The following is a 19,493-nucleotide window of genomic DNA, read 5'->3' on the forward strand; positions in this document are numbered from 1 at the left end:
CCCTCAAAAAAACTCTCCGCGCCCCTCTGCGTTAACCTTTGCGCCCCTCTGCGTTTAAAATCTTTCTCTAAAAAATACTAAAAATTGTTACCAGAACTTTAACTTACGGACGATGTATTCATTTTTGTTAGACAATAGAATCAAGACCAATACCTCATCAACACTCTAAAACCTAGAGTCACATCAGGAGGTTAATTATGACACACGATTTTCCTTTATTTGACCCTAGCACGTACCTAATCGTCAAAATCAGCTTGTTAATTCTTTTATTGCTAATATTTTTAGCAATTTCTGCTGCCCCAGTTGTTTAGATACTAACTATCTCAGTTATACAAATCTCCTAGATATCTGGAGATGAAATCATGCTGAGTTTAATTCACTCTGCACAAACACTTGTGCTAATCACAACTTTGTTAATAAATGTTTTAAATTCCAATCAGCCACATCAAAAGCCGAAAATTGCCACCTTAACCAATGGAAACTATCAATTTTGCAGTCAACCTGACCCCCAAGACTGGCGAGTAGGTGCGGGAGTTTGCGCCAATTTTCACAAAACTGCAAATCAATTTGATGGCTATTATGGCTATCCCCATTCAGACAACTTTATCTGTATTCGAGGTAATGTCAAAAGCAATCTCATTACAGGTGAAGCGTTAGCTGTGTTATGGGGTGATAATCAGCAAAATCATCTACCGAAATCTCAATTTACATGGGATGCTGAAGGGCGATTGACACTAAGCCAAGGTAATTTGATGCGTACCGCTAATCATCATCAGGATGCTGTGCAGTGGATTATCTATCGCCAAGCTGTGCTAAATCTTGAGGGATTTTATCAATACAATCGCCCTCGTATGACTCCGCCATCGCAACTGTGTCAGTGGAATTTTCAACAATCAATTAACTAGCGTGTTCCCAATCACTTAACAATTCAGGTTCTTGTTTAATTTTTTGGGGTTTACGTAATGGTACTTTAGGTGAACCAATATCGACACTAGGAAAAGACTGCTGTCGTTTTTTAGCGGATTTTTTGTCTGGTTTGGTAGTAATTGGCAGTGTAGTTGTCATAGTTAATCAACCCTTTATGGAAATTTCGCCTACAGTTTATAACATCAATTTCAGAATGGCAAATTTCTGATGAAGAATATGAAGAAATTCCGCGATCGCACCAGTATAAAACTCACATATCCTTCAGACTGATAAAAGTAGGTTTCCTCTAATATTCGCAGCTTTACAACGATTATCCGGTCAATGCAAATATTTTCTTTTGTAGATAATTACACTTTAATATCTGACCATAGATAGAATTTGTTTGGTCATCATTACTAATGCAACCGCAATCATGATCATTAATGTCACCCGTCCCCCAGGAACTAGTAATTGATGTTCATGATGTGATGTTTGACGTTGCTGCCAACTCATCAAGGCGGGGATGATTCCTCCCAAAACGGAAATACTAAAAGTACCGGAAATATCTAAAGCTGTCAGAAAAATATTCGGGTTAACTGCCCCTAAACTCATCGGCGGTAACAAAATCAGGGAATAAAGTGATAAACGCTGATCAAGTCCCCTCTGACGAATTACCGTCACATCTTGAAAAAAATCCACTAACCCATAAACAAACCCAATAAACGATGTGACAATCGCAAACTCTGAAAATATCGATACCAATACCCCCAACCATTCACCTGCACCCCCAGCGCGGAGAATTTGCAAGGGGTCAAAATTATGATATGTTTGCGCCATTTCAGGGCTGACACTACCTAAAATTACTGCATTCCATGCCAAAAACATGACTAAAGGAATGGCAGAACCAATAATAATGGATTGGCGAATCTTGCGACTATCTCCTTCTAATTGAGTCACCACCACCGGCACAATATTATGATAAAAAAGTGCTACTAACATCACAGATACAGCACTGCCCACAGCACTCCAATCTTGAAAGAAAAACTGCACACTTTGAACTTGTCCAGTTCCTAATAGTAAGAGTCCTAAAAACGAAACGAGGACAATAGCCACAAAAGCACTATTGAGTTTTTCAATAAACTTTTCTCTACCCCCATACATAATGCCGCCAAATAGGAGGGTGAAAGTTGTTGTCCCTACCCACCCAGGCAAATGCTCAGGAATACCCCCCACTTTAGCCAATGCAGAAATTAAAATCTGCCCACCTTGAGTAACATAAGCCACCAACAAAGCATAGTGCATAAATAAATATGCCCCACCCGCAACTCTCGCCCCCAATTTACCCAGGGTATTTTCTACCATTGCCAAAAAACCCACACTCAAACGTCCTTCTAGACGCATGGTGTTAATACTAACTTCTGCAATTAATAATCCAGATATTAAGGTGTATAGCCAGACTAGTATCAGTAACACTGTAGAAGGAATAACCCCAGAAGGTAGTGTCACCGCAGGTAGTGCCAAAATCCCTGCACCGACTGTTGTACCAGCAACTAAGGCGGTACTACCTAACACACTACCCGGTTGATGAGTCAATCTATTACCGTTGAGTTCCAGCCGAGAAAATAAACGTGGAGACGCATTTATAGAAGTCATATGATTTTGTTGAAAAACCCCGGTTTTTCCAAACCCCCGGTTTTTTCAAAAAACCGGGGTTTTGGTTGTTAAATTATGTAAATATATTAGCAATTTTGCAAAAAATAGATTAGAGGTTTGTAGTCAGGACTTTAGTCCTGAAAACAAGGGCTGAAGCCCTTACTACAAACAAAAAACTTGATTTTTTGGTGACAGTAGACGGTAACTAAATCGTCTCAGATATTGATACTCCAGTTCCACCACGCCGCACTTTAATTAATTCTGCACAGATACTAACTGCAATTTCTGCCGGCGTTAAAGCACCAATATCTAAGCCAATGGGTGCATATATCTTTGGTAAACTCCCCTGAGATTGCAGCATTCTGTAAACAGTATCCACCCGTTTTTTACTGCCTACCATACCAATATATTGGGCGTGGCAATCTTTTAATATTGGTAAAGCGGCAACATCTTGTAAATAACCCCTAGTCACTAAAGCAATATATAAATTAGGAATTTGGTGAATAATTTCCCCAATTGCGGTGATAGGTTGTTCTAAGACTAATGAGGCATCGGGAAATCTTTGTGTGGTGGCAAATTCTGGGCGATCGTCTTGTACGATGATTCTAAACCCTGCAATCTTTGCAATCTGAGCTAAGGGAACTGCAATATGTCCTGCACCAATAATTAATAGGGTGGGTGGTGGTAGCAAAGGTTCAATGAAAGCCTGATTTTGTAGTTGCGGTGAGTCAGGAATATTGAGGGTTTCTAAGTAGGGTGTACCATGAATATTTAAAGGTGTGATCATTGCTCCTGGTTGCCCAGACTCTAATTGTTTGATAATTGCATTAACTAACCTGCAACTAGCATCACCTGACCATAACTCTAGCCAGACTAACATTGTGCCACCACAAACACCTTGAATCTCTCGATGTGGTGTGCCAGATAAATCTATTTCTATTAATTGTTTTTCACCAGTTTGTAATACTTGCAAAGCTCGTTGATAAACTTTGGCTTCTCCAGCACCGCCGCCAATTGTACCGTAGGTTGTGCCATTGGCGCAGATCAGCATTTTTGCACCTACTTCTCTGGGTGTAGAGCCTTTGGTGCTGATAACTGTGGCTAAAACAACAGTATCTCTTTTTAACGCGATCGCCAGTTGTTCGTAAAGTTCCAGCATGACAACTTGACTCTCATATTTACAACATACAACTTTCCAGGCGATCGCTCTATATTCATCATACGGTATCTACAACCACTCTATTACGGCTTACACCACTAAAATATTTTGTCAAGTACTTGCAAAAATTATTTACATATTGTTATATTTAGTTACATAAGAAGCGGAGAAAAAAACATGACAAGCAAAGGCTTTACAACAAACGAACTCGGTCAACTCAACAACTTTGCGATTGAACCAAAAGTTTATGTAGATCAAACTCCCAGAGCAGGCTTTACTGAGTATGCAGAGAAACTCAACGGACGTTTGGCGATGATTGGTTTTGTCTCCCTCATCGCTGTAGAAGCCATCACCGGTAACGGCTTGATTCAATGGTTGACAAACCTGTAGGTAAGTTTGATTGTTTCACCAGATAAATAATATACAAGGACAAAAAACCATGAGAACTGACTTTGATTTCCCCAGAAAAGATTTAATCGGAACTGTTGTATTTAGACCTGATTTCAACAACTTTGCAACTATCAATGCTAACCAAGCTTGGTCACTATTTTTCAGCGCAGGTCAAGATGATAAAGTATTGGGAGAGCAAGTTGAATTAGGCAGATTTTTCACCAACGCTTTAATTGCTGTGGGCGTAACAGGAACTCTTTGGGCAACATTTTTCAGCAATTTAGGATAAAAGCTTGCGTGTACTTTGTCAATTAAATAACTTGATCGGAAGTCTTATGAATCATCAATAAGACTTCTTTCAATATTTGTGAGAAATTGAGTGCGTAGGCGTAGCGCGCCGTAGGTATCGCCAAAATTGCTGTATAATATTCGCATATGCGGTTCTGATGGGGAACAGCCATCAGAGGTAAGGGGGAAAGCCCGGTGTAAATCCGGCACTGTCCCGCAGCTGTAATGAGATACCAATCTCAAAGTCAGAATGCCCGCCGTAAGTACAACCAACTCCCATCTGCGAGGTACAGATGAATATTTTCCTCCCTAGTCAAGCTTACTCTCTCATAGCTTCAGATATCCGCCACACACTACAAACTTCTATGAGATTGTAGACACTCTGCAAACATCACAATTTTTTGCCAGAAGATCACGATACAAAGCTAGAAAACCTGTTGTATATCTTCTTTCACGCGTCTGGCTGAGGCTAACTCATACTTTAAATCAGCAATAACTACAAATCAATGAACAACAAACAGCATAATCTATTCGTCTGCACAACCTGCGCCAGTGTGTGGCAAGATGGCAAGCGAGTTGGTGAAAGTGGCGGACAGCAGCTATTACAACAACTGCAACAACTTGCACAAACTTGGGAACTGCAAAATCAATTCTCGATTCAAGGGGTTGAATGTATGAGTGCTTGCAGTCATGCTTGCGTTATCGCCTTCCAAGGAGAAGAAAAAATCACCTATCTTTTTGGTAACTTAGCAGTTGATGATAGTGCATCTGCTATCCTCGAATGTGCCACTAAATACTACACTAAACCAGATGGTTTACTTCCTTGGTCAGAACGTCCAGAAGCTTTAAAAAAAGGCATCTTAGCCAAAATTCCACCCCTCAATAAATAGGCAAAATTACATCACAATTGTTGTTAATTCAACACCAGTAGTTAATTAAGTTCGTAGTAAGGACTTTAGTCCTTAAAACTCTCAGCACTAAACAGCTGACTACTACTAGTAGTCAGCCAAGAAAATTGCAGAGCGTTGCCGTTCGCGTTAGCGTCTCCGAAGGAGAAGGCTAGCAAGAATCCTCAGCATGACGGCTGAGGAGTGTCAAGTTGTTCTTCCCAAGTGTCAATTTCTTGACGTAAAATTCCAATATCGGCAAGACGACGTTCCAAGCATTGACGTGAGAGAACAGAAATTTCAATTGCTACTTGATTATTTTGACTAAGGATTCTTGCACTGTCATAATCAAAATAATGGTGATATTGATAACGATTATCATCTCATAAAAACAAGTTCACTAAGCACAGGCAATTTCCTGACTAGATATGACCTGTAACCGCAAAAATCAACAAATCACAGTCTAAAATCGCAAACCGACACCACCTTGAACAGAGACAGCCGCACCACCACCATTGCGGTAGGCATCAAAAGCAATAATAGCGTTACCAAAAAGCACAGTATTACTGTTAGGAACAGCGTAATCAACACCCGGTTGTAAGGCAAAACTAATTTTGTCACCCACCGGAGAAGCACTGTCCCCCCCAGTTAACACTAAGCCAGCACCTAAGTAAGCATCAGTTTGCCAATTCAGAGGCACATCATAGGAAACCGTAGGTACAACTGCGGTATTCTGACCTACTAAAGCTTGAGCGCGAAAAGAAATAGGTGCTTCTAGCAGCTTGTAACGAAAAGCCAACACCCCGCCGACTTGTACACTATCAGTTATGCCCACAGCAGGCCCTATACCTACGTAGCTACCATATGCTACCTGAGCTTGTGCCGGCTGACTATTGAGAGCCAAACTCAAAATTGAACTTGTTCCCAAAGCTGCCATTAAATGAGGTATATATTTCATTGCCAACTCCTCACACCATCTTGGATGTTCCAAGTTTAATTTAATACCTATATTAAAGGCAAAAGTAAATAATTAAAGGTTTGTAGTGAGAACTTTAGTTCTCTCTACGAGACGCTCCGCGAACAAATAAGGACTAAAGTCCTTACTACAAACTTAATCTTATTTTTTACATTACTTAACATTTTTATGTAGGGTGTGTGACGCTACCAAAGTATATGAACGTAGCCATGAAATTTATAGCGTCACGCACCGACTATAACTTACGGACACCGGGGATGAAGACCGCCTTGAGTACAAATGTATGCAAGTTGCCTAGAGTCTAAGTTTTTGGCTTGGGAAAAGTCTACACCTTTAACTACCGCAGATACTGAACCGAGGTCTGGAGTTTGGACAAATTGATCTGCTGGGTCTTGTCTGTTGGGGGTGAGAATTGCCCCTTTGAAGTCAGCACCAGCGACGTTTGCACCTCTTAAGTCCACCAGACTTAAATCAGCATTTTGCAAGTTAGCATTTTCTAGCTGGGCAGATCGTAAAATTGCACCAGTTAGACGAGTTGCACTCAGGTTAGCATAGCTGAGATTAGCTCGTTCCAAGTCTGCGCCGGATAGGTCTGACGCTTGCCAATCAGTTTTAGTTAAGTTAGCAAATGATAGTTGAGTACCAATAGCGATAACCCGACCAAGACGCGCACCGTATAAGTTAGCATCTTTAAATTTAGCGTCTCCTAGGTCTGCTCCTGTGAGGCTGGCGTTTTCTAGAACTGCACCACGTAAATCAGCCCCGACTAATTGCCCACTGCTGAGGTTAGCACCTACTAGGCGTGCATTGGCTAAATTAGCTCGGTTGAGGGTAGCACGACTTAAATCACTCCCAGTCATAATCACACGGCTGAGGTTAGCATCAGTGAAATTGGCTTGTTTCATCTGGGCTTGAGTTAAATCAGACACTACATCGTCATAGGTGTCTAAGCGTCCATCTTCACCAGGATGGCGGAAACGGCTACCCTTAAAGTTAGCTTGGTTAAGATTTGCTGATTTAAACTTGATTCCTGATAAATCCGTATTTTCTAAAACTAAGTTAAAAAAGGAACTACCAGGAGTACCACTTTGCCCTAGTTGCACACGGCTGAGATCCAAGCCTTGAGTTTGACCACTATAAACACTGAGAATTTTGTTGATGGTTTGCTGGTTAATCTGTAACCGCTTTTGTCTTACTTCTCTTTCTGGGGATGTGTTGCTGACAGACTGTAACTCACCTGCCAAAAACTGATTTTTATGGTGTAATTCTTGAATTGCTGGAATACCAATACTGGTGAGTGCTTGCTGAATGGTATCTATCAGAATGGGGTTAGTTTCGTTAACCATCATATCTGCCAGAAACTGGATAGACTGTTGGTCATTAAGACTACCCATAGCCAAAATTAAGCTTTGACGTTCTTGCAGGCTAGCGTTGGAATTGGGACTTAGTTGTTTAACAAGTGCCAAGAACTGTTGACTATTGATTTTTTGAGATTCCCGATTAGTTTGCTGAGTTTGGAGATAAACTTGTGTCCCGATTAAAGTCGCTAACACTGCCATCATACTTGTCAGAGCTACTCCAAACAAAGTGAGGCTGGGATTTTGCTGCATCCGTCGCCACAATGAGATTAAATTGCTGTTGTCTGGAGTAATGGCCATAGCTGTTGTTGCTAGTGGGGCATTGCCATCTGATGCCACATTCTGAACAGTGTTAGCAGGTAAATTTCCGGCATTATTTGCTACATTGGCTGGAGGTGCAGCACGATGGGCATCAACAACATAAGTACCTGCTAGCCAATCATGTAATGCTTTGCGTCCTCGCCGTGCTGGTAAGGCTAGGCCTTCACCTAGTACCATTAATACTGCTAAGGAGGTGAATAATCCTAAGTTGGGGAAGGCAAAACTATAACGCCAGAGAATGTAGGCGATGGATACAGGTACAGTCAAGCGTCCCATACCTTCACGGACAAACACAGCCGCTAAACCTGGGGGTGTCCCTTCTTCGTTGACAACTTTGATACCAAACCAACGCTTAGGTAAGGTACTGCCAGTTTTAGCGAGTAAATATAATTGCCACCAAGATAGAACTGTAGGGGCGAATAAAGCTACTGTCCAGAGGAAATTGGTGGGACTAGCGACATTGCGAATCCCATAGCTGGCGGGTAATGCTAAAGGCCGGGCGATCGCTCTTTCTGTTACTACTAGTACAGGATTGAGTGGGACTCGATTAAAATTATTCAGAGAATTAATATACACACCCAAACCAAAGGGAACTAACCCACTAGCCGCTAACAGGGCAATTTCGGTAGTCCAAGCACAAAAGCGTCTAGTGACTAAGGAATTAGTTTTGACTGTAGTTTTAGTGCTGTTAGATTCATTAGTATGATTTTTTTTAACTATTGGGCTGGCCATTAGATAATTCCTGTTAATTTACTTTTAATTTAGTTTTCTGCCGCTTATAAGTGCTGAGTAGGGCATGGGGTAGAAAAAAGTCAAAAGTCATGATTTTTCTCCCTCTGCTACCCCTAAACCTAGGATTATTTATTCTGCACGTTACTAGATACAAAAAATTTGTATCCAACATACACTAAGCCGGCTAACAGTGCCAGACTTAGGGCAGAGAACACAAGTTTGAGTACCATTTGCACAATTGATAAGGCTAACAAGCCTGCCACCCCTACAAATACAATCTTGCCTGTCCCTGATAAGCTTTGAAACCAGAGTTTGCCTTTTTCTAAGTAATGTTGCCAATTGAGCCAACTAAACTTGGAAGTTTCTGGGGGTGATGACTTTGGAGATGCGGCGTTGATGTCGGCTTCTAACTGTTGTAGGCGACGTTGTAACTCTTGTTCTGATTGAGGATTCATGAATGTTTTACCTCAGTTAAGACACTTGATTGATTAATCAAACCACTAAAATTTAATTCATGATATTTACGCAAGGAAACTTAAAATTGAGTTAAATTTACTACGCTACATGGTAAGTTGTAGTGTAGCTGTAGGCGATCGCCCTGATCTCCCATCTCTAATTTTTCTTCCCTGCATCGATCTTCATGATTTCTTAGTGCTTTTGTTTGTGATTTTAGCTAATCTGTTGGTCTTAAGTAGCCACTTGTGTTGGTAAAATTAACTATTACTCTGAATTATTGGTTTTAGATGTGACCATTTTTAGTTAAGGTGCTGAAATTAGAAGTTTCATATATCCTGTAGATATATACTCCAATTATTCTCGTTTTCCTCATAATTTATTCACTTCATCGGATTTTCATACTTTAGTTATACATATAGTTAAATAAGTTTATAAAATTTTATACACTATATTTCAGGAACAATGCTGATGGAAAAGAGTCTATTAAATCAGAAGATTTATGTCAAAAATTCTGTTGAAATACTAAATATATATGAATACTTTTCATCTATTGAAAGCTGTCAGTAGTACATTGATTACTAGTGTAGTGCTGACACAAGCGATCGCATTCGGCACTTCCCAGCCGATATTAGCGCAAACACCCATACTTCAAATGAACCGCAGTTTTAATTCAGATCCATTAGTTGTGAATGGTACATCTGACAAAACTGTTCCTAGCGACTGCGGCAATATCACCGCTACGCCAAATCAAGTTATTCAAGTCACGGAGGCTCTACCATACCTGCGAATTACCGCCAAAACCCCAGGAAAAACAACATTGGTGGTTAACGGGCCGGGAGGACGTTTTTGTGTTACGGCAGATACTTCTCCTGGTAGCCAAGCTGAGTTATCCGGTTATTGGACACCAGGGTATTACTCAATTAATGTCGGTGATTTCTCTAAGACGCAGTATAGCTATACTATTGAAATTTCCCAACAAAAATAAACCAAACAATTAGAATCTACTCAAAATTCACAATACAAGATTAAGACTTACGCATCTGAGATATTTTGTATGTAGGGTAGGAAAATTCACACTGCAATTTGCTTCCCCTACATATCTATGTATCTGTTCTGTCTCTGTTCAAAAATCAAGTAGGAATCCTGTATCAAGTCACTGATAACTAAATCATACTTTCCTTAGTGTTTATGCTAACCTTTCAGGAACTCGATCATGATGTCTGGGTTGTGCTTTCATCCATTGGAAAGCGACAAGATTTAATAGTAAACCAATCAAAAATAACAGTACCATTAAAGCGATTTGATACCAGAGGACTTGAGGTAAAAGCAAGTCTAATACCAAATGCAGGAAATTAAGAACAGTATAAAATACAGTCAGACCAAAGTGAATGACTCGATAGCGTCTAGCATCGGTGAAAACAGTAGCAATTATTGCGAATATTGGCAGGACAAAAAAGCCTAACATCAACCACATAATTCCTGATATTTGATTGATTGATGTTGCTGGTTGCGATTCAATTACATTCAATCCGTGGAAAAGTGGCATTAAACCTAATTGAGTATGAAACAATGTTCCTAGTAGAAATGCTACCCATAGGACAATGATTTTTTCTTGATAATTATTCGACATATCCTAACCATTTGATAACCAGATTATGTTAAGTAATGCAAAAATAATATGCTTCAGTTTGTAGTAAGGACTTTAGTCCTGATTTCAGAACTAAAGTTCTTACTCTTGCACCTCGGTTAAAAACCGGGTTTCTTGCAAATCCCTCAGCTTAAAACCTTAATCTTTCGTTCAGAAACCCGGTTTTTTAGGGCTTTTTAGGCTTATTGAGAATGGTGCAAGATATAAGTCTACAACACCCGTGTTCATTAATATCTCTGAACAAGTGTAAATACATCTGTCTGAAGATACGAAGACAAAAACTACTTTTGCGCTTTTTTGTGAATACGTTCCTATCTGCCTTGAGGGGGAAGATTACCTAGCTTTTTACGTTAAACTGCTTTTCCATTGCCAGAAATTCGGGAACGCCGACGAGTTGCTGAAAATCTTCAAAACTAACTAAATCATGAAAATTAGCTGTAGTTCCCTGTTGTTTTAACTGAGTTAAACAATTGGTGAGAGTTTGGGTAACTGCTAATAAACCAGTTAAGGGGAAAAACACAATTTTAAAGCCTAAATTTTGTAATTCAGCCGCCGAAAGAGAGGGAGTTTTACCACCTTCGACAATATTAGCTACTAGTGGGATATCAGGAAAAGCTGCTGCGATCGCTTTTAATTCTTCCACAGATTGGGGTGCTTCTACAAAGAGTATATCTGCTCCGGCGGCAATGTAGGCACGACCACGAGCGATCGCTGTTTCTAAACCCAGAGGCGCACGGGCATCAGTACGGGCGATAATCACTAAACCGCTATCACCCCGCGCCTCGACTGCGGCTTGAATTTTTCCGGCGTGTTCGTCGGTGGATATAACTCGTTTCCCTTCAAAATGACCACATTTTTTTGGCCATTCTTGATCTTCTAGCAAGACACCAGCTACACCCAACTGCACAGCATCTTTAATAGTCCGCATCACATTGAGAGCATTACCATAGCCTGTATCTAAGTCTGCAATCAGAGGAACACTCACTGACTGGGCAATTCTACCTATACTGTAGAGCATTTCTGTAGCAGTGAGAAAACCATAGTCTGGTAAACCTAAAGTAGAAGCTGCAATACCAAAACCACTGGTAGCTACTACCTCAAAACCTATCTTTTCAGCCAACTTGGCACTGAGACAGTCATACACACCAGGAATTACAATAATTTCCGGTTTAGCGAGTAACTGCCGCAGTGTTTGGCTACAAGAGATCATAAATAATTCCTAATTCGTAATTGACTATGGGTAAAACAGATGCTTTGAGTACGGATTTATATATAGTACAAAATCAGGTGCGATCGCTTCTCTCACCTTAACAGTTATCAGTGACCAGTTATCAGTTATTGTATTAACGTCAGTTCGGGTGAAGACGATTTTGCTGCTAGTTATACGAAATAATAGGAATTTCAGGCAGCGATAGAATCATGGTTTGAGCTTATCCCGAACTCAGATTATTTAAGCCCCTCTCCGCGTCGGAGCGAAAAGTCTGAGCGGAGGTTTCCTCCGATGGCTTCGCCAACGCCAAGGGCGAACAGAACTTTTCAAGAGAGAGGGGTTGGGGAGAGGTCATCGAACTCAAGTTAACACACATCTTGCACCTCGGTTAAAAACCGGGTTTCTTGCAAATCTTTCGTTCAGAAACCCGGTTTTTTAGGGCTTTTTAGTTGTTTACCTTGGAAATTACCAAAAGCAGTCAAGCCATGAGCCTTTGAACTCCGTTCATCCACCTCAAATACTTAACGATGAGCCTTTGAACTCCGTTCATCCACCTCAGATACTCAACGATGAGCCTTTGAACTCCGTTCATCCACCTCAAACACTCAACGATGAGCCTTTGAACTCCGTTCATCCACCTCAAACACTCAACGACGAGCCTTTGAACTCCGTTCATCCACCTCAAACACTCAACGATGAGCCTTTGAACTCCATTCATCCACCTCAAATACTCAACGATGAGCCTTTGAGTTTAGGAGACAAGAGTCAAGAAAGTTAAGGAAGTAATTAACAGGCGAGTCCGACACATTGCACCAGAATTATCATTAGATAAAGACATTTTCGACAGTCCCCAAACCTTAGAAAGACTTTGTTTAATGAGTGGAGGTCATGTCAGGAATTTGCTATTGTTAACTCAAGACGCTATTGGAAGGACTGAAGAGTTACCAATTACAGAAAATGCAGTACGCAGAGCAATTACTCAAGCTAGAGATACTTACCGCCGCGCCGTCGAAAATTCTCAATGGTGTTTGTTAGCAGAAGTCTCCCGTACTAAACGCATTATTAATGATGATGAGTATAGAAAGCTGATGTATAATCGATGCCTTTTAGAATACCGTTATCTAGATGATGAAGGCGAGATGCAGCGTTGGTATGATATTCATCCATTAATTCAAGGAGTTACAGAATTTAAAGAAGCCGTAGCAAAACTTCCATGAACTCAGATTTCAACAACTGGGATGATGATTTACCCCCTGAACCAGAAGCAGCCTATCAAGATTTAGTCCGCGCCCTGAAACGCAAATCTGGATTTGGCTTGTATTTTGTGCAGTGTACTCCTGTGGAAGCAGATAATTTAATTATTAAACTTCCCCAGTATATTCCCCACAAGCATATAGAAGTTTTGCGCTTAGTTGAGGCAGTTGATAATTTATATCAGAGAGTGGCTGAGTTTGCTCAAAACAAGCGAATAGATATTTTATTAATTAAAGGTCTGGAATATTCCTTATATAAATATGAGAAAAGAACCTTTGGTGAAATAACTGAAGGGCAATTTAGTAATTTAACCAGCGTGCCGCATATTTTAAATCACTTAAACCAACAGCGAGAAAGGTTTAGAGATGATTTTGCATTTTGCTTTGTTTTTCTATTGCGCTCCTTTTCCATCAACTATTTAATTCATCGCGCCCCAGATTTCTTTGATTGGCGTTCTGGAGTATTTGAATTACCAACCACACCAGAGTTAGTTGAACGGGAATCAACTAGGTTGATATTGTCAGGAAATTATGAGGAATATTTAAAACTTAGCCAAGAAGAAAAAATTGAAAAAGTTCTGGAATTTCAAGACTTGTTGGCAGAACAACATCAGACAGAAGATAGGAAGGTAGGTTTACTATTTGAACTAGGCAATTTGCTCTATGCAGCAAAAGAATCTGAAGAGGCGATATCATCCTACGACCAAGCTGTGAAATTTAAACCAGATAAACACGATGCTTGGAACAATCGCGGCATTGCGCTAAGAAATTTAGGACGCAATGAAGAGGCGATATCATCCTACGACCAAGCTGTGAAATTTAAACCAGATAAACACGATGCTTGGAACAATCGCGGCATTGCGCTAAGAAATTTAGGACGCAATGAAGAGGCGATATCATCCTACGACCAAGCTGTGAAATTTAAACCAGATAAACACGATGCTTGGAACAATCGCGGCATTGCGCTATTGAATTTAGGACGCAATGAAGAGGCGATATCATCCTACGACCAAGCTGTGAAATTTAAACCAGATTATCACGAAGCTTGGTACAATCGCGGCATTGCGCTATCAGATTTAGGACGCAATGAAGAGGCGATATCATCCTACGACCAAGCTGTGAAATTTAAACCAGATTATCACGAAGCTTGGAACAATCGCGGCATTGCGCTAAGAAATTTAGGACGCAATGAAGAGGCGATATCATCCTACGACCAAGCACTGAAATTTAAACCAGATGATCACGAAAGTTGGAACAATCGCGGCATTGTGCTAAGAAATTTAGGACGCAATGAAGAGGCGATATCATCCTACGACCAAGCACTGAAATTTAAACCAGATTATCACCAAGCTTGGTACAATCGCGGCATTGCCCTAAGAAATTTAGGACGCAATGAAGAGGCAATATCATCCTACAACCAAGCACTGAAATTTAAATCAGATAAACACGAAGCTTGGTACAATCGCGGCAATGTGCTATCAGATTTAGGACGCAATGGAGAAGCGATATCATCCTACGACCAAGCACTGAAAATTAAACCAGATAAACATGAAGCTTGGTACAATAAAGCTCTGTGTTATGCCATTCAAAATAATGTTGAAAAAGCAATAGAAAATCTGCAAATAGCTATTAATTTAAATCCTGAACAATGTCGCACATGGGCAAAGACAGATTCAGATTTTGATAGTATTAGAAACGATGAACGGTTTCAAGCCCTAATGTAAGAGGACTTATGCAAGTGTCACAATCAATGGTTGGTGCTAGGTGCGTTACGCTGTCGCTAACACAACGGCAATATTGCAGGAGGAAAATCCACACTGCAATTTGACTTCCCTACCTATCTGTTTAATAATCAAGTACGATTCCTATAAGTTTTCACCTAGATTTTCATAATTAAAGGTTCATTCCCGCAAAATAGCATTTATCAGGAGAATAACAATGGAAACATTAGATAATTATCGGTTAATATTGAACACAGGTCACACTACAAAAGAACAAGCTTTAGAAATTTTTGACACTCTCGAACCTGTAAATTTAGAGTTTATGTTTGGTCGTTGGCAAGGGTCTGGATTAAATACAAATCATCCAATGGATGGTTTATTGGAAATTGCCAATTGGTATGGCAAGGAATTTATAGATTCTGAAAATGTTCATCCTTTATTATTTTTAGATGGTCAAGAAAAAATTTTTCAGGTCGCACCTAATCCCACTTTAATGGACTGGTTTTTAAAAGTATCCATACCCAAAAATAATTCTCTAAAACCATTACTCATGTCAATGATTTATTTAATGAAAACCGAAAACAGCCAAGCAAGACTACGCATGATGGAGTATAGAGGGAAAGTTTCGGCTACAATGATTTATGATTATTTACCAATCAATGATTCTTTTAGAAAAGTAGATGATAACACTGTGTTAGGAATTATGGATTATAAAAACCTAACTCAACCTTTCTTTTTTATGCTCAAGCGATCGCGTAAAGCATAAAGCGTAAAGTGTAAATTTTCATGTCAAACATTAAATTAACAAAATTTGGGGTTTTAAGTCCATTGCAAATTACGAATTACGTAAAGCCTGCGGCATAGCTGCGCTTAGAGCGGAGCCGGGTGGGAGCATCGTTACGAATTACGAATTACGTTAGCGGAGCGGGGCGTTAGCCCATTACGAATTGCTTTAACCACCCCACCCCCAAAAGACAGAGTGTGCAGTCCTAGCACTGTTGTAAAATAGACAATAGAAGGATTCGGGGGGCCAGTTTACTGGTCGAAACGCCTATAGAAACTATTTTCGGAAATCTTCAGGGTTTAAAATCCAGTCAGCTGAAACAACTACAGCGACTGTACCACCAACGCATCCCAGGCGATCGCATCACCACGCCTGAATTTTCCCAGCGTTTGGCGGCTATTAGCACGGAAATTAACCTACCCGTATGTGCCTACGTCAACCGTCGCGGACAAGTGATTCGTGTTGGCGTAGGCACTCCGCGTCAAACCCAAATTCCGCCAATGGAATTACCCCGTTATGGTGCGGAACGTCTCAGTGGTATCCGTTGTATCGCTACTCATCTCAAGTCAGAACCGCCTAATGAAGCGGCTCTCACAGCAATGGCTATGCAACGCCTAGATGCGTTAGCTGTAATTAATATTACTGGCACAGGGTTTACGCGGCGCGGTGGTGGAGCTACAGGCTACGTCAAAGAAGCCTATTTAGCCCACCTAGTCCCCCAAGATGCCCGTGTGTTAACTCCTAGCGTCACCTTTTCCGGGTCGAGTAATAGTAAATCTGCTAGTTGGAGTATCTCACCACCTTTAAATTTAGAGGAACTCGCCCAGCAAGATTTCCTCGACTTGGTGGAAGGACTAGAAGCCGAGTTTCGTCGGGAATTTGTCGCCCAGGAAGTTGATGCTGACCACGATCGCGTGTTAATTGTGGGTGTGATGACTGATGAAATGTCACTTCAACAATTTCACGACACCGTGGCGGAATTGGCGCGCCTAGTAGATACGGCTGGCGGAGATGTACTACAAACAGTACAACAAAAGCGATCGCGCATTCATCCCCAAACCGTCATCGGTGAAGGTAAAGTCCAAGAAGTCGCCCTCACCGCCCAAACCTTGGGATGTAACCTCGTCGTCTTTGACCGCGACCTCTCACCCGCCCAAGTCCGCAACCTAGAAGCGCAAATTGGTATCCGGGTAGTAGACCGCACTGAAGTTATCTTAGATATATTTGCTCAACGCGCTCAATCCCGCGCTGGTAAATTACAAGTGGAACTAGCACAGTTAGAGTATATGCTGCCCAGACTCACAGGTAGAGGTCAAACCATGTCTCGACTAGGGGGCGGTATCGGGACTCGTGGCCCTGGTGAAACTAAATTAGAAACCGAACGCCGTGCCATTCAAAGACGGATTTCCCGACTACAGCAAGAAGTCAACCAATTACAAGCACACCGTTCCCGCTTACGCCAACGGCGACAACATCGAGAAGTTCCTTCAGTCGCGTTAGTGGGTTATACCAACGCAGGCAAATCAACCTTATTAAACGCTCTCACCAACGCGGAAGTGTACACCGCCGACCAGTTATTTGCGACGCTTGACCCCACCACACGCCGTCTAGTGATTCCTGGGGCTGAAAATGGTGAAACCCAAGAAATTCTGGTGACAGATACAGTAGGGTTTATCCACGAGTTACCAGCATCGCTCATGGATGCCTTCCGTGCCACCTTAGAAGAAGTCACAGAAGCAGATGCTTTATTACACTTAGTAGATTTATCCCATCCAGCTTGGTTAAGTCACATTCGGGCAGTCCGGGAAATTCTCGCCCAAATGCCAGTCACTCCTGGCCCCGCGCTAGTGGCTTTTAACAAAATTGATCAAGTTGATAGCCAGACTCTAGCTGTAGCACGAGAAGAGTTTCCCCTAGCGGTATTTATTTCTGCTAGTCAGCGTTTAGGCCTAGAAACCCTCCGCCATCGTCTGAGCCAGTTAATTCAATACGTCGTAGACTCTCGATAAAGCTATAAACCAAGCAGCAATATGATTTGTAAACTCAGTGCTATTACTGGGTTTTTTTTTCTGGAAATTTTAACGAAAATTTATGTTTGCATCCGCCATTACGTGTTTAATTCATATAAACATTTATCACTTTAACTTCTAAAAACCTAATAAACCATCTCTAACAATCAAAACTCAAAAAAATTGCGATCAGAAGATTTCATTTTTGATTAATATTATTCTTTCTTCCCCCTAGTCCTTGCTCCTTTGTTAGTAAACAGTTGATGAAGAAGACATACCAATATAGTCAAAACACGTAAGTATTCTTCAGCTTATAAATTCAAATAAATATCAGTATTTTTTGCAGTAACTCTACAAAATTAAACAGTTAATTGAAGCTGCAATAAATATATTTCAGAATAGTAGACAATATCTTTTACAGTCAATTATTTTTAAAGCAGTGAGATGAAAAAATTGGCTTAGTTTGTCAATGTCTGTGCAAAAAATACTTTTTAGCCTATCCGCCCTTTATGGGTTTGGAGCTTGTTTCTTAGCTGTAATGCCTTCTGCATCAGCTTTTAGTTTTTCCCAAAACGGCGATAGTGTGACAATTACCGCCGATGACATCAATAAGTCTTTTGAAATTAACTTTAACGGCAACGTTAGTGAAAAAGACGTTCAAGGACTTTCATCTACCGCAGTCTTTAAATTCCTAGGATTTAATACTATCGGTAGTGGATCAAATATCAAAACTGAAGCACAATTTGATATTACATTATCTAATACATCTAGTAATGGCATCACTTCTAGAACCTCTGCTTTAGGTTTTGACGTTAATGCTGCACTACGTGGAATTGGAAACACCAACAGTTCTGGAAACACCCGAGTCTCTGGGCTTTTTACTAAAGATAGAAGTGGTGCATTTCCTAATCAATTTGGTGACGTTGATGTTTGCTTCACTATGGGTAATACCTGTCAGGGAGGTTCAAATGGTGGTGTGAATACTGGCGAGGCTGCGGCTACTTTCTCCCCTATTTTGGCTTTTACAGGAAATGTTACCAGTTTTACCCTCAGTAATTTAGGCGTTCGCTATCAAAGTATTGACGGTACAAGCACCATTAATAATCAAACCTTCAATGGTGCTAGTGGTACAGGTAGAGGATACTATACTCCCCCACCACCACCACCCAAAAAAGTACCTGAACCAACTACATCTGCGGCTCTTGGTCTATTTGCTGTGGCTGCATGGCAACTAAAAAAGAAAAAGCCGATGATATCGGTTTAAATCGAATCTTGCAAACAAATATTGTTAGATTATACAAGGGCGACTGTAATTCCTAATGATGATGGGATCAGCCGTCCTTTTTATTAAAATTAATAAATGTTGAACCACATTGAGAAATATATGACGGCTAAAGTAGAAATTTACACTTGGGCGACTTGTCCATTCTGCATCCGAGCTAAAAGTTTGCTGAAACGCAAGGGTGTTGATTTTATCGAATACAGCATTGATGGTGACGAAGTAGCACGGGCTAAAATGTCTGAAAGAGCTAATGGAAGACGTTCTTTACCTCAAATTTTTATCAACGATCGCCATGTAGGTGGTTGTGATGATATCCACGCTCTAGAAGCTCAAGGTAAGCTAAATGAGTTACTAGCAACTACCTAGTCAGTAGGCAGTAGGGAATAGGGTAAGCTGTTACACATTTAATTTGCATATTCACATTCCAGGGGAGACAAGGGGCAGGGGGCAGGGGTTTGGA

19 protein-coding genes, 1 pseudogene and 1 riboswitch are annotated in these 19,493 nt (G+C 40.8%); of the genes and pseudogenes, 12 read left to right on the forward strand and 8 right to left on the reverse strand.

The features are described 5' to 3' along the window. Positions 1-362: 362 nt before the first annotated feature. The gene (locus ACPZ3T_RS23640; RefSeq protein WP_490271887.1) at positions 363-905 is read left to right on the forward strand and encodes a hypothetical protein; all 543 of its coding nucleotides are present in this window, start codon (positions 363-365) and stop codon (positions 903-905) included. Here the strand turns inward: ACPZ3T_RS23640 and ACPZ3T_RS23645 are convergent. The 3 genes from ACPZ3T_RS23645 to ACPZ3T_RS23655 all read right to left on the reverse strand — a co-directional run bounded on the left by ACPZ3T_RS23645 (position 898) and on the right by ACPZ3T_RS23655 (position 3,718). Continuing rightward, a complete protein-coding gene (locus ACPZ3T_RS23645) occupies positions 898-1,065 on the reverse strand; it encodes a hypothetical protein (RefSeq protein ID WP_490271888.1) in 168 nt (55 codons plus the stop codon). The two genes, ACPZ3T_RS23640 and ACPZ3T_RS23645, sit on opposite strands and share 8 nt — an antisense overlap. 216 nt (positions 1,066-1,281) lie before the next feature. After that, the gene (locus ACPZ3T_RS23650; RefSeq protein WP_490271889.1) at positions 1,282-2,559 is read right to left on the reverse strand and encodes an amino acid permease; all 1,278 of its coding nucleotides are present in this window, start codon (positions 2,557-2,559) and stop codon (positions 1,282-1,284) included. A 205-nt stretch (positions 2,560-2,764) separates the two neighbouring features. Continuing rightward, a complete protein-coding gene (locus ACPZ3T_RS23655; protein ID WP_490271890.1) occupies positions 2,765-3,718 on the reverse strand; it encodes an XdhC family protein in 954 nt (317 codons plus the stop codon). A gap of 177 nt (positions 3,719-3,895) precedes the next feature. Here ACPZ3T_RS23655 and ACPZ3T_RS23660 point away from each other — a divergent pair, with 177 nt between their 5' ends. The 3 genes from ACPZ3T_RS23660 to ACPZ3T_RS23670 all read left to right on the forward strand — a co-directional run bounded on the left by ACPZ3T_RS23660 (position 3,896) and on the right by ACPZ3T_RS23670 (position 5,286). Further along, positions 3,896-4,108 (forward strand): high light inducible protein, encoded by a 213-nt coding sequence (locus tag ACPZ3T_RS23660; RefSeq protein WP_490271891.1) that lies wholly within the window; start codon positions 3,896-3,898, stop codon positions 4,106-4,108. Between the two features lie 49 nt (positions 4,109-4,157). Continuing rightward, positions 4,158-4,397: a hypothetical protein gene (locus tag ACPZ3T_RS23665; RefSeq protein ID WP_490271892.1), complete on the forward strand. Its 240-nt coding sequence runs from the start codon at positions 4,158-4,160 to the stop codon at positions 4,395-4,397. A 132-nt stretch (positions 4,398-4,529) separates the two neighbouring features. Beyond that, positions 4,530-4,672, forward strand: a riboswitch (cobalamin riboswitch). A 230-nt stretch (positions 4,673-4,902) separates the two neighbouring features. Then, a complete protein-coding gene (locus tag ACPZ3T_RS23670; protein WP_490271893.1) occupies positions 4,903-5,286 on the forward strand; it encodes a DUF1636 family protein in 384 nt (127 codons plus the stop codon). A 460-nt stretch (positions 5,287-5,746) separates the two neighbouring features. Here the strand turns inward: ACPZ3T_RS23670 and ACPZ3T_RS23675 are convergent, their stop codons facing one another. The 3 genes from ACPZ3T_RS23675 to ACPZ3T_RS23685 form a co-directional block, all read right to left on the reverse strand. Further along, entirely contained in the window at positions 5,747-6,241 is a 495-nt protein-coding gene (locus ACPZ3T_RS23675; protein WP_490271894.1) for a hypothetical protein, read from the reverse strand. A gap of 260 nt (positions 6,242-6,501) precedes the next feature. Beyond that, the gene (locus ACPZ3T_RS23680; protein WP_490271895.1) at positions 6,502-8,670 is read right to left on the reverse strand and encodes a pentapeptide repeat-containing protein; all 2,169 of its coding nucleotides are present in this window, start codon (positions 8,668-8,670) and stop codon (positions 6,502-6,504) included. A gap of 125 nt (positions 8,671-8,795) precedes the next feature. Continuing rightward, on the reverse strand, positions 8,796-9,125 hold the full coding sequence (locus ACPZ3T_RS23685) for a hypothetical protein (RefSeq protein WP_490271896.1): 330 nt from the start codon (positions 9,123-9,125) through the stop codon (positions 8,796-8,798). Between the two features lie 533 nt (positions 9,126-9,658). Here ACPZ3T_RS23685 and ACPZ3T_RS23690 point away from each other — a divergent pair. Then, entirely contained in the window at positions 9,659-10,111 is a 453-nt protein-coding gene (locus tag ACPZ3T_RS23690; protein ID WP_490271897.1) for a hypothetical protein, read from the forward strand. A gap of 201 nt (positions 10,112-10,312) precedes the next feature. Here the strand turns inward: ACPZ3T_RS23690 and ACPZ3T_RS23695 are convergent, their stop codons facing one another. Continuing rightward, positions 10,313-10,756 (reverse strand): hypothetical protein, encoded by a 444-nt coding sequence (locus ACPZ3T_RS23695; RefSeq protein ID WP_490271898.1) that lies wholly within the window; start codon positions 10,754-10,756, stop codon positions 10,313-10,315. 355 nt (positions 10,757-11,111) lie between these two features. Continuing rightward, on the reverse strand, positions 11,112-11,984 hold the full coding sequence (locus ACPZ3T_RS23700) for an isocitrate lyase/PEP mutase family protein (protein WP_490271899.1): 873 nt from the start codon (positions 11,982-11,984) through the stop codon (positions 11,112-11,114). Between the two features lie 493 nt (positions 11,985-12,477). Between ACPZ3T_RS23700 and ACPZ3T_RS23705 the strand changes: the two genes are divergently transcribed. From ACPZ3T_RS23705 to grxC, 7 genes and pseudogenes are all read left to right on the forward strand, one after another. Further along, positions 12,478-12,762, forward strand: a complete 285-nt coding sequence (locus tag ACPZ3T_RS23705; protein ID WP_490271900.1) for a hypothetical protein — start codon at positions 12,478-12,480, stop codon at positions 12,760-12,762. After that, a pseudogene (locus ACPZ3T_RS23710) lies at positions 12,749-13,201 on the forward strand (ATP-binding protein); the annotation flags it as partial. The gene ACPZ3T_RS23705 and the pseudogene ACPZ3T_RS23710, both read left to right, overlap by 14 nt. Then, entirely contained in the window at positions 13,198-14,961 is a 1,764-nt protein-coding gene (locus tag ACPZ3T_RS23715) for a tetratricopeptide repeat protein (RefSeq protein ID WP_490271901.1), read from the forward strand. The pseudogene ACPZ3T_RS23710 and the gene ACPZ3T_RS23715, both read left to right, overlap by 4 nt. Positions 14,962-15,175: 214 nt before the next feature. After that, on the forward strand, positions 15,176-15,724 hold the full coding sequence (locus ACPZ3T_RS23720) for a DUF4334 domain-containing protein (RefSeq protein WP_490271902.1): 549 nt from the start codon (positions 15,176-15,178) through the stop codon (positions 15,722-15,724). Positions 15,725-16,011: 287 nt separating this feature from the next. Beyond that, the gene (gene hflX, locus ACPZ3T_RS23725) at positions 16,012-17,751 is read left to right on the forward strand and encodes a GTPase HflX (RefSeq protein WP_490277345.1); all 1,740 of its coding nucleotides are present in this window, start codon (positions 16,012-16,014) and stop codon (positions 17,749-17,751) included. Between the two features lie 469 nt (positions 17,752-18,220). Beyond that, positions 18,221-19,015, forward strand: coding sequence for a cistern family PEP-CTERM protein (locus tag ACPZ3T_RS23730; protein WP_490271903.1), 795 nt, complete (start codon positions 18,221-18,223; stop codon positions 19,013-19,015). A 120-nt stretch (positions 19,016-19,135) separates the two neighbouring features. Then, positions 19,136-19,399, forward strand: coding sequence for a glutaredoxin 3 (gene grxC / locus ACPZ3T_RS23735; RefSeq protein ID WP_490277346.1), 264 nt, complete (start codon positions 19,136-19,138; stop codon positions 19,397-19,399). The last annotated feature ends 94 nt before the right edge of the window (positions 19,400-19,493 follow it).

It is taken from the genome of Aliinostoc maniaoense (genome assembly GCF_058172895.1).

Bases quoted from the DNA above. Each gene is read 5' to 3' on its own strand.
- ACPZ3T_RS23715 (WP_490271901.1), top strand. From the start codon at position 13,198: ATGAACTCAGATTTCAACAACTGGGATGATGATTTACCCCCTGAACCA.
- ACPZ3T_RS23675 (WP_490271894.1), bottom strand. From the start codon at position 6,241: ATGAAATATATACCTCATTTAATGGCAGCTTTGGGAACAAGTTCAATT.
- ACPZ3T_RS23690 (WP_490271897.1), top strand. From the start codon at position 9,659: ATGAATACTTTTCATCTATTGAAAGCTGTCAGTAGTACATTGATTACT.
- ACPZ3T_RS23655 (WP_490271890.1), bottom strand. From the start codon at position 3,718: ATGCTGGAACTTTACGAACAACTGGCGATCGCGTTAAAAAGAGATACT.
- ACPZ3T_RS23700 (WP_490271899.1), bottom strand. From the start codon at position 11,984: ATGATCTCTTGTAGCCAAACACTGCGGCAGTTACTCGCTAAACCGGAA.
- grxC (WP_490277346.1), top strand. From the start codon at position 19,136: ATGACGGCTAAAGTAGAAATTTACACTTGGGCGACTTGTCCATTCTGC.
- ACPZ3T_RS23660 (WP_490271891.1), top strand. From the start codon at position 3,896: ATGACAAGCAAAGGCTTTACAACAAACGAACTCGGTCAACTCAACAAC.
- ACPZ3T_RS23720 (WP_490271902.1), top strand. From the start codon at position 15,176: ATGGAAACATTAGATAATTATCGGTTAATATTGAACACAGGTCACACT.
- ACPZ3T_RS23670 (WP_490271893.1), top strand. From the start codon at position 4,903: ATGAACAACAAACAGCATAATCTATTCGTCTGCACAACCTGCGCCAGT.
- ACPZ3T_RS23730 (WP_490271903.1), top strand. From the start codon at position 18,221: ATGTCTGTGCAAAAAATACTTTTTAGCCTATCCGCCCTTTATGGGTTT.
- ACPZ3T_RS23645 (WP_490271888.1), bottom strand. From the start codon at position 1,065: ATGACAACTACACTGCCAATTACTACCAAACCAGACAAAAAATCCGCT.
- ACPZ3T_RS23695 (WP_490271898.1), bottom strand. From the start codon at position 10,756: ATGTCGAATAATTATCAAGAAAAAATCATTGTCCTATGGGTAGCATTT.
- ACPZ3T_RS23665 (WP_490271892.1), top strand. From the start codon at position 4,158: ATGAGAACTGACTTTGATTTCCCCAGAAAAGATTTAATCGGAACTGTT.
- ACPZ3T_RS23650 (WP_490271889.1), bottom strand. From the start codon at position 2,559: ATGACTTCTATAAATGCGTCTCCACGTTTATTTTCTCGGCTGGAACTC.
- ACPZ3T_RS23680 (WP_490271895.1), bottom strand. From the start codon at position 8,670: ATGGCCAGCCCAATAGTTAAAAAAAATCATACTAATGAATCTAACAGC.
- ACPZ3T_RS23640 (WP_490271887.1), top strand. From the start codon at position 363: ATGCTGAGTTTAATTCACTCTGCACAAACACTTGTGCTAATCACAACT.
- ACPZ3T_RS23685 (WP_490271896.1), bottom strand. From the start codon at position 9,125: ATGAATCCTCAATCAGAACAAGAGTTACAACGTCGCCTACAACAGTTA.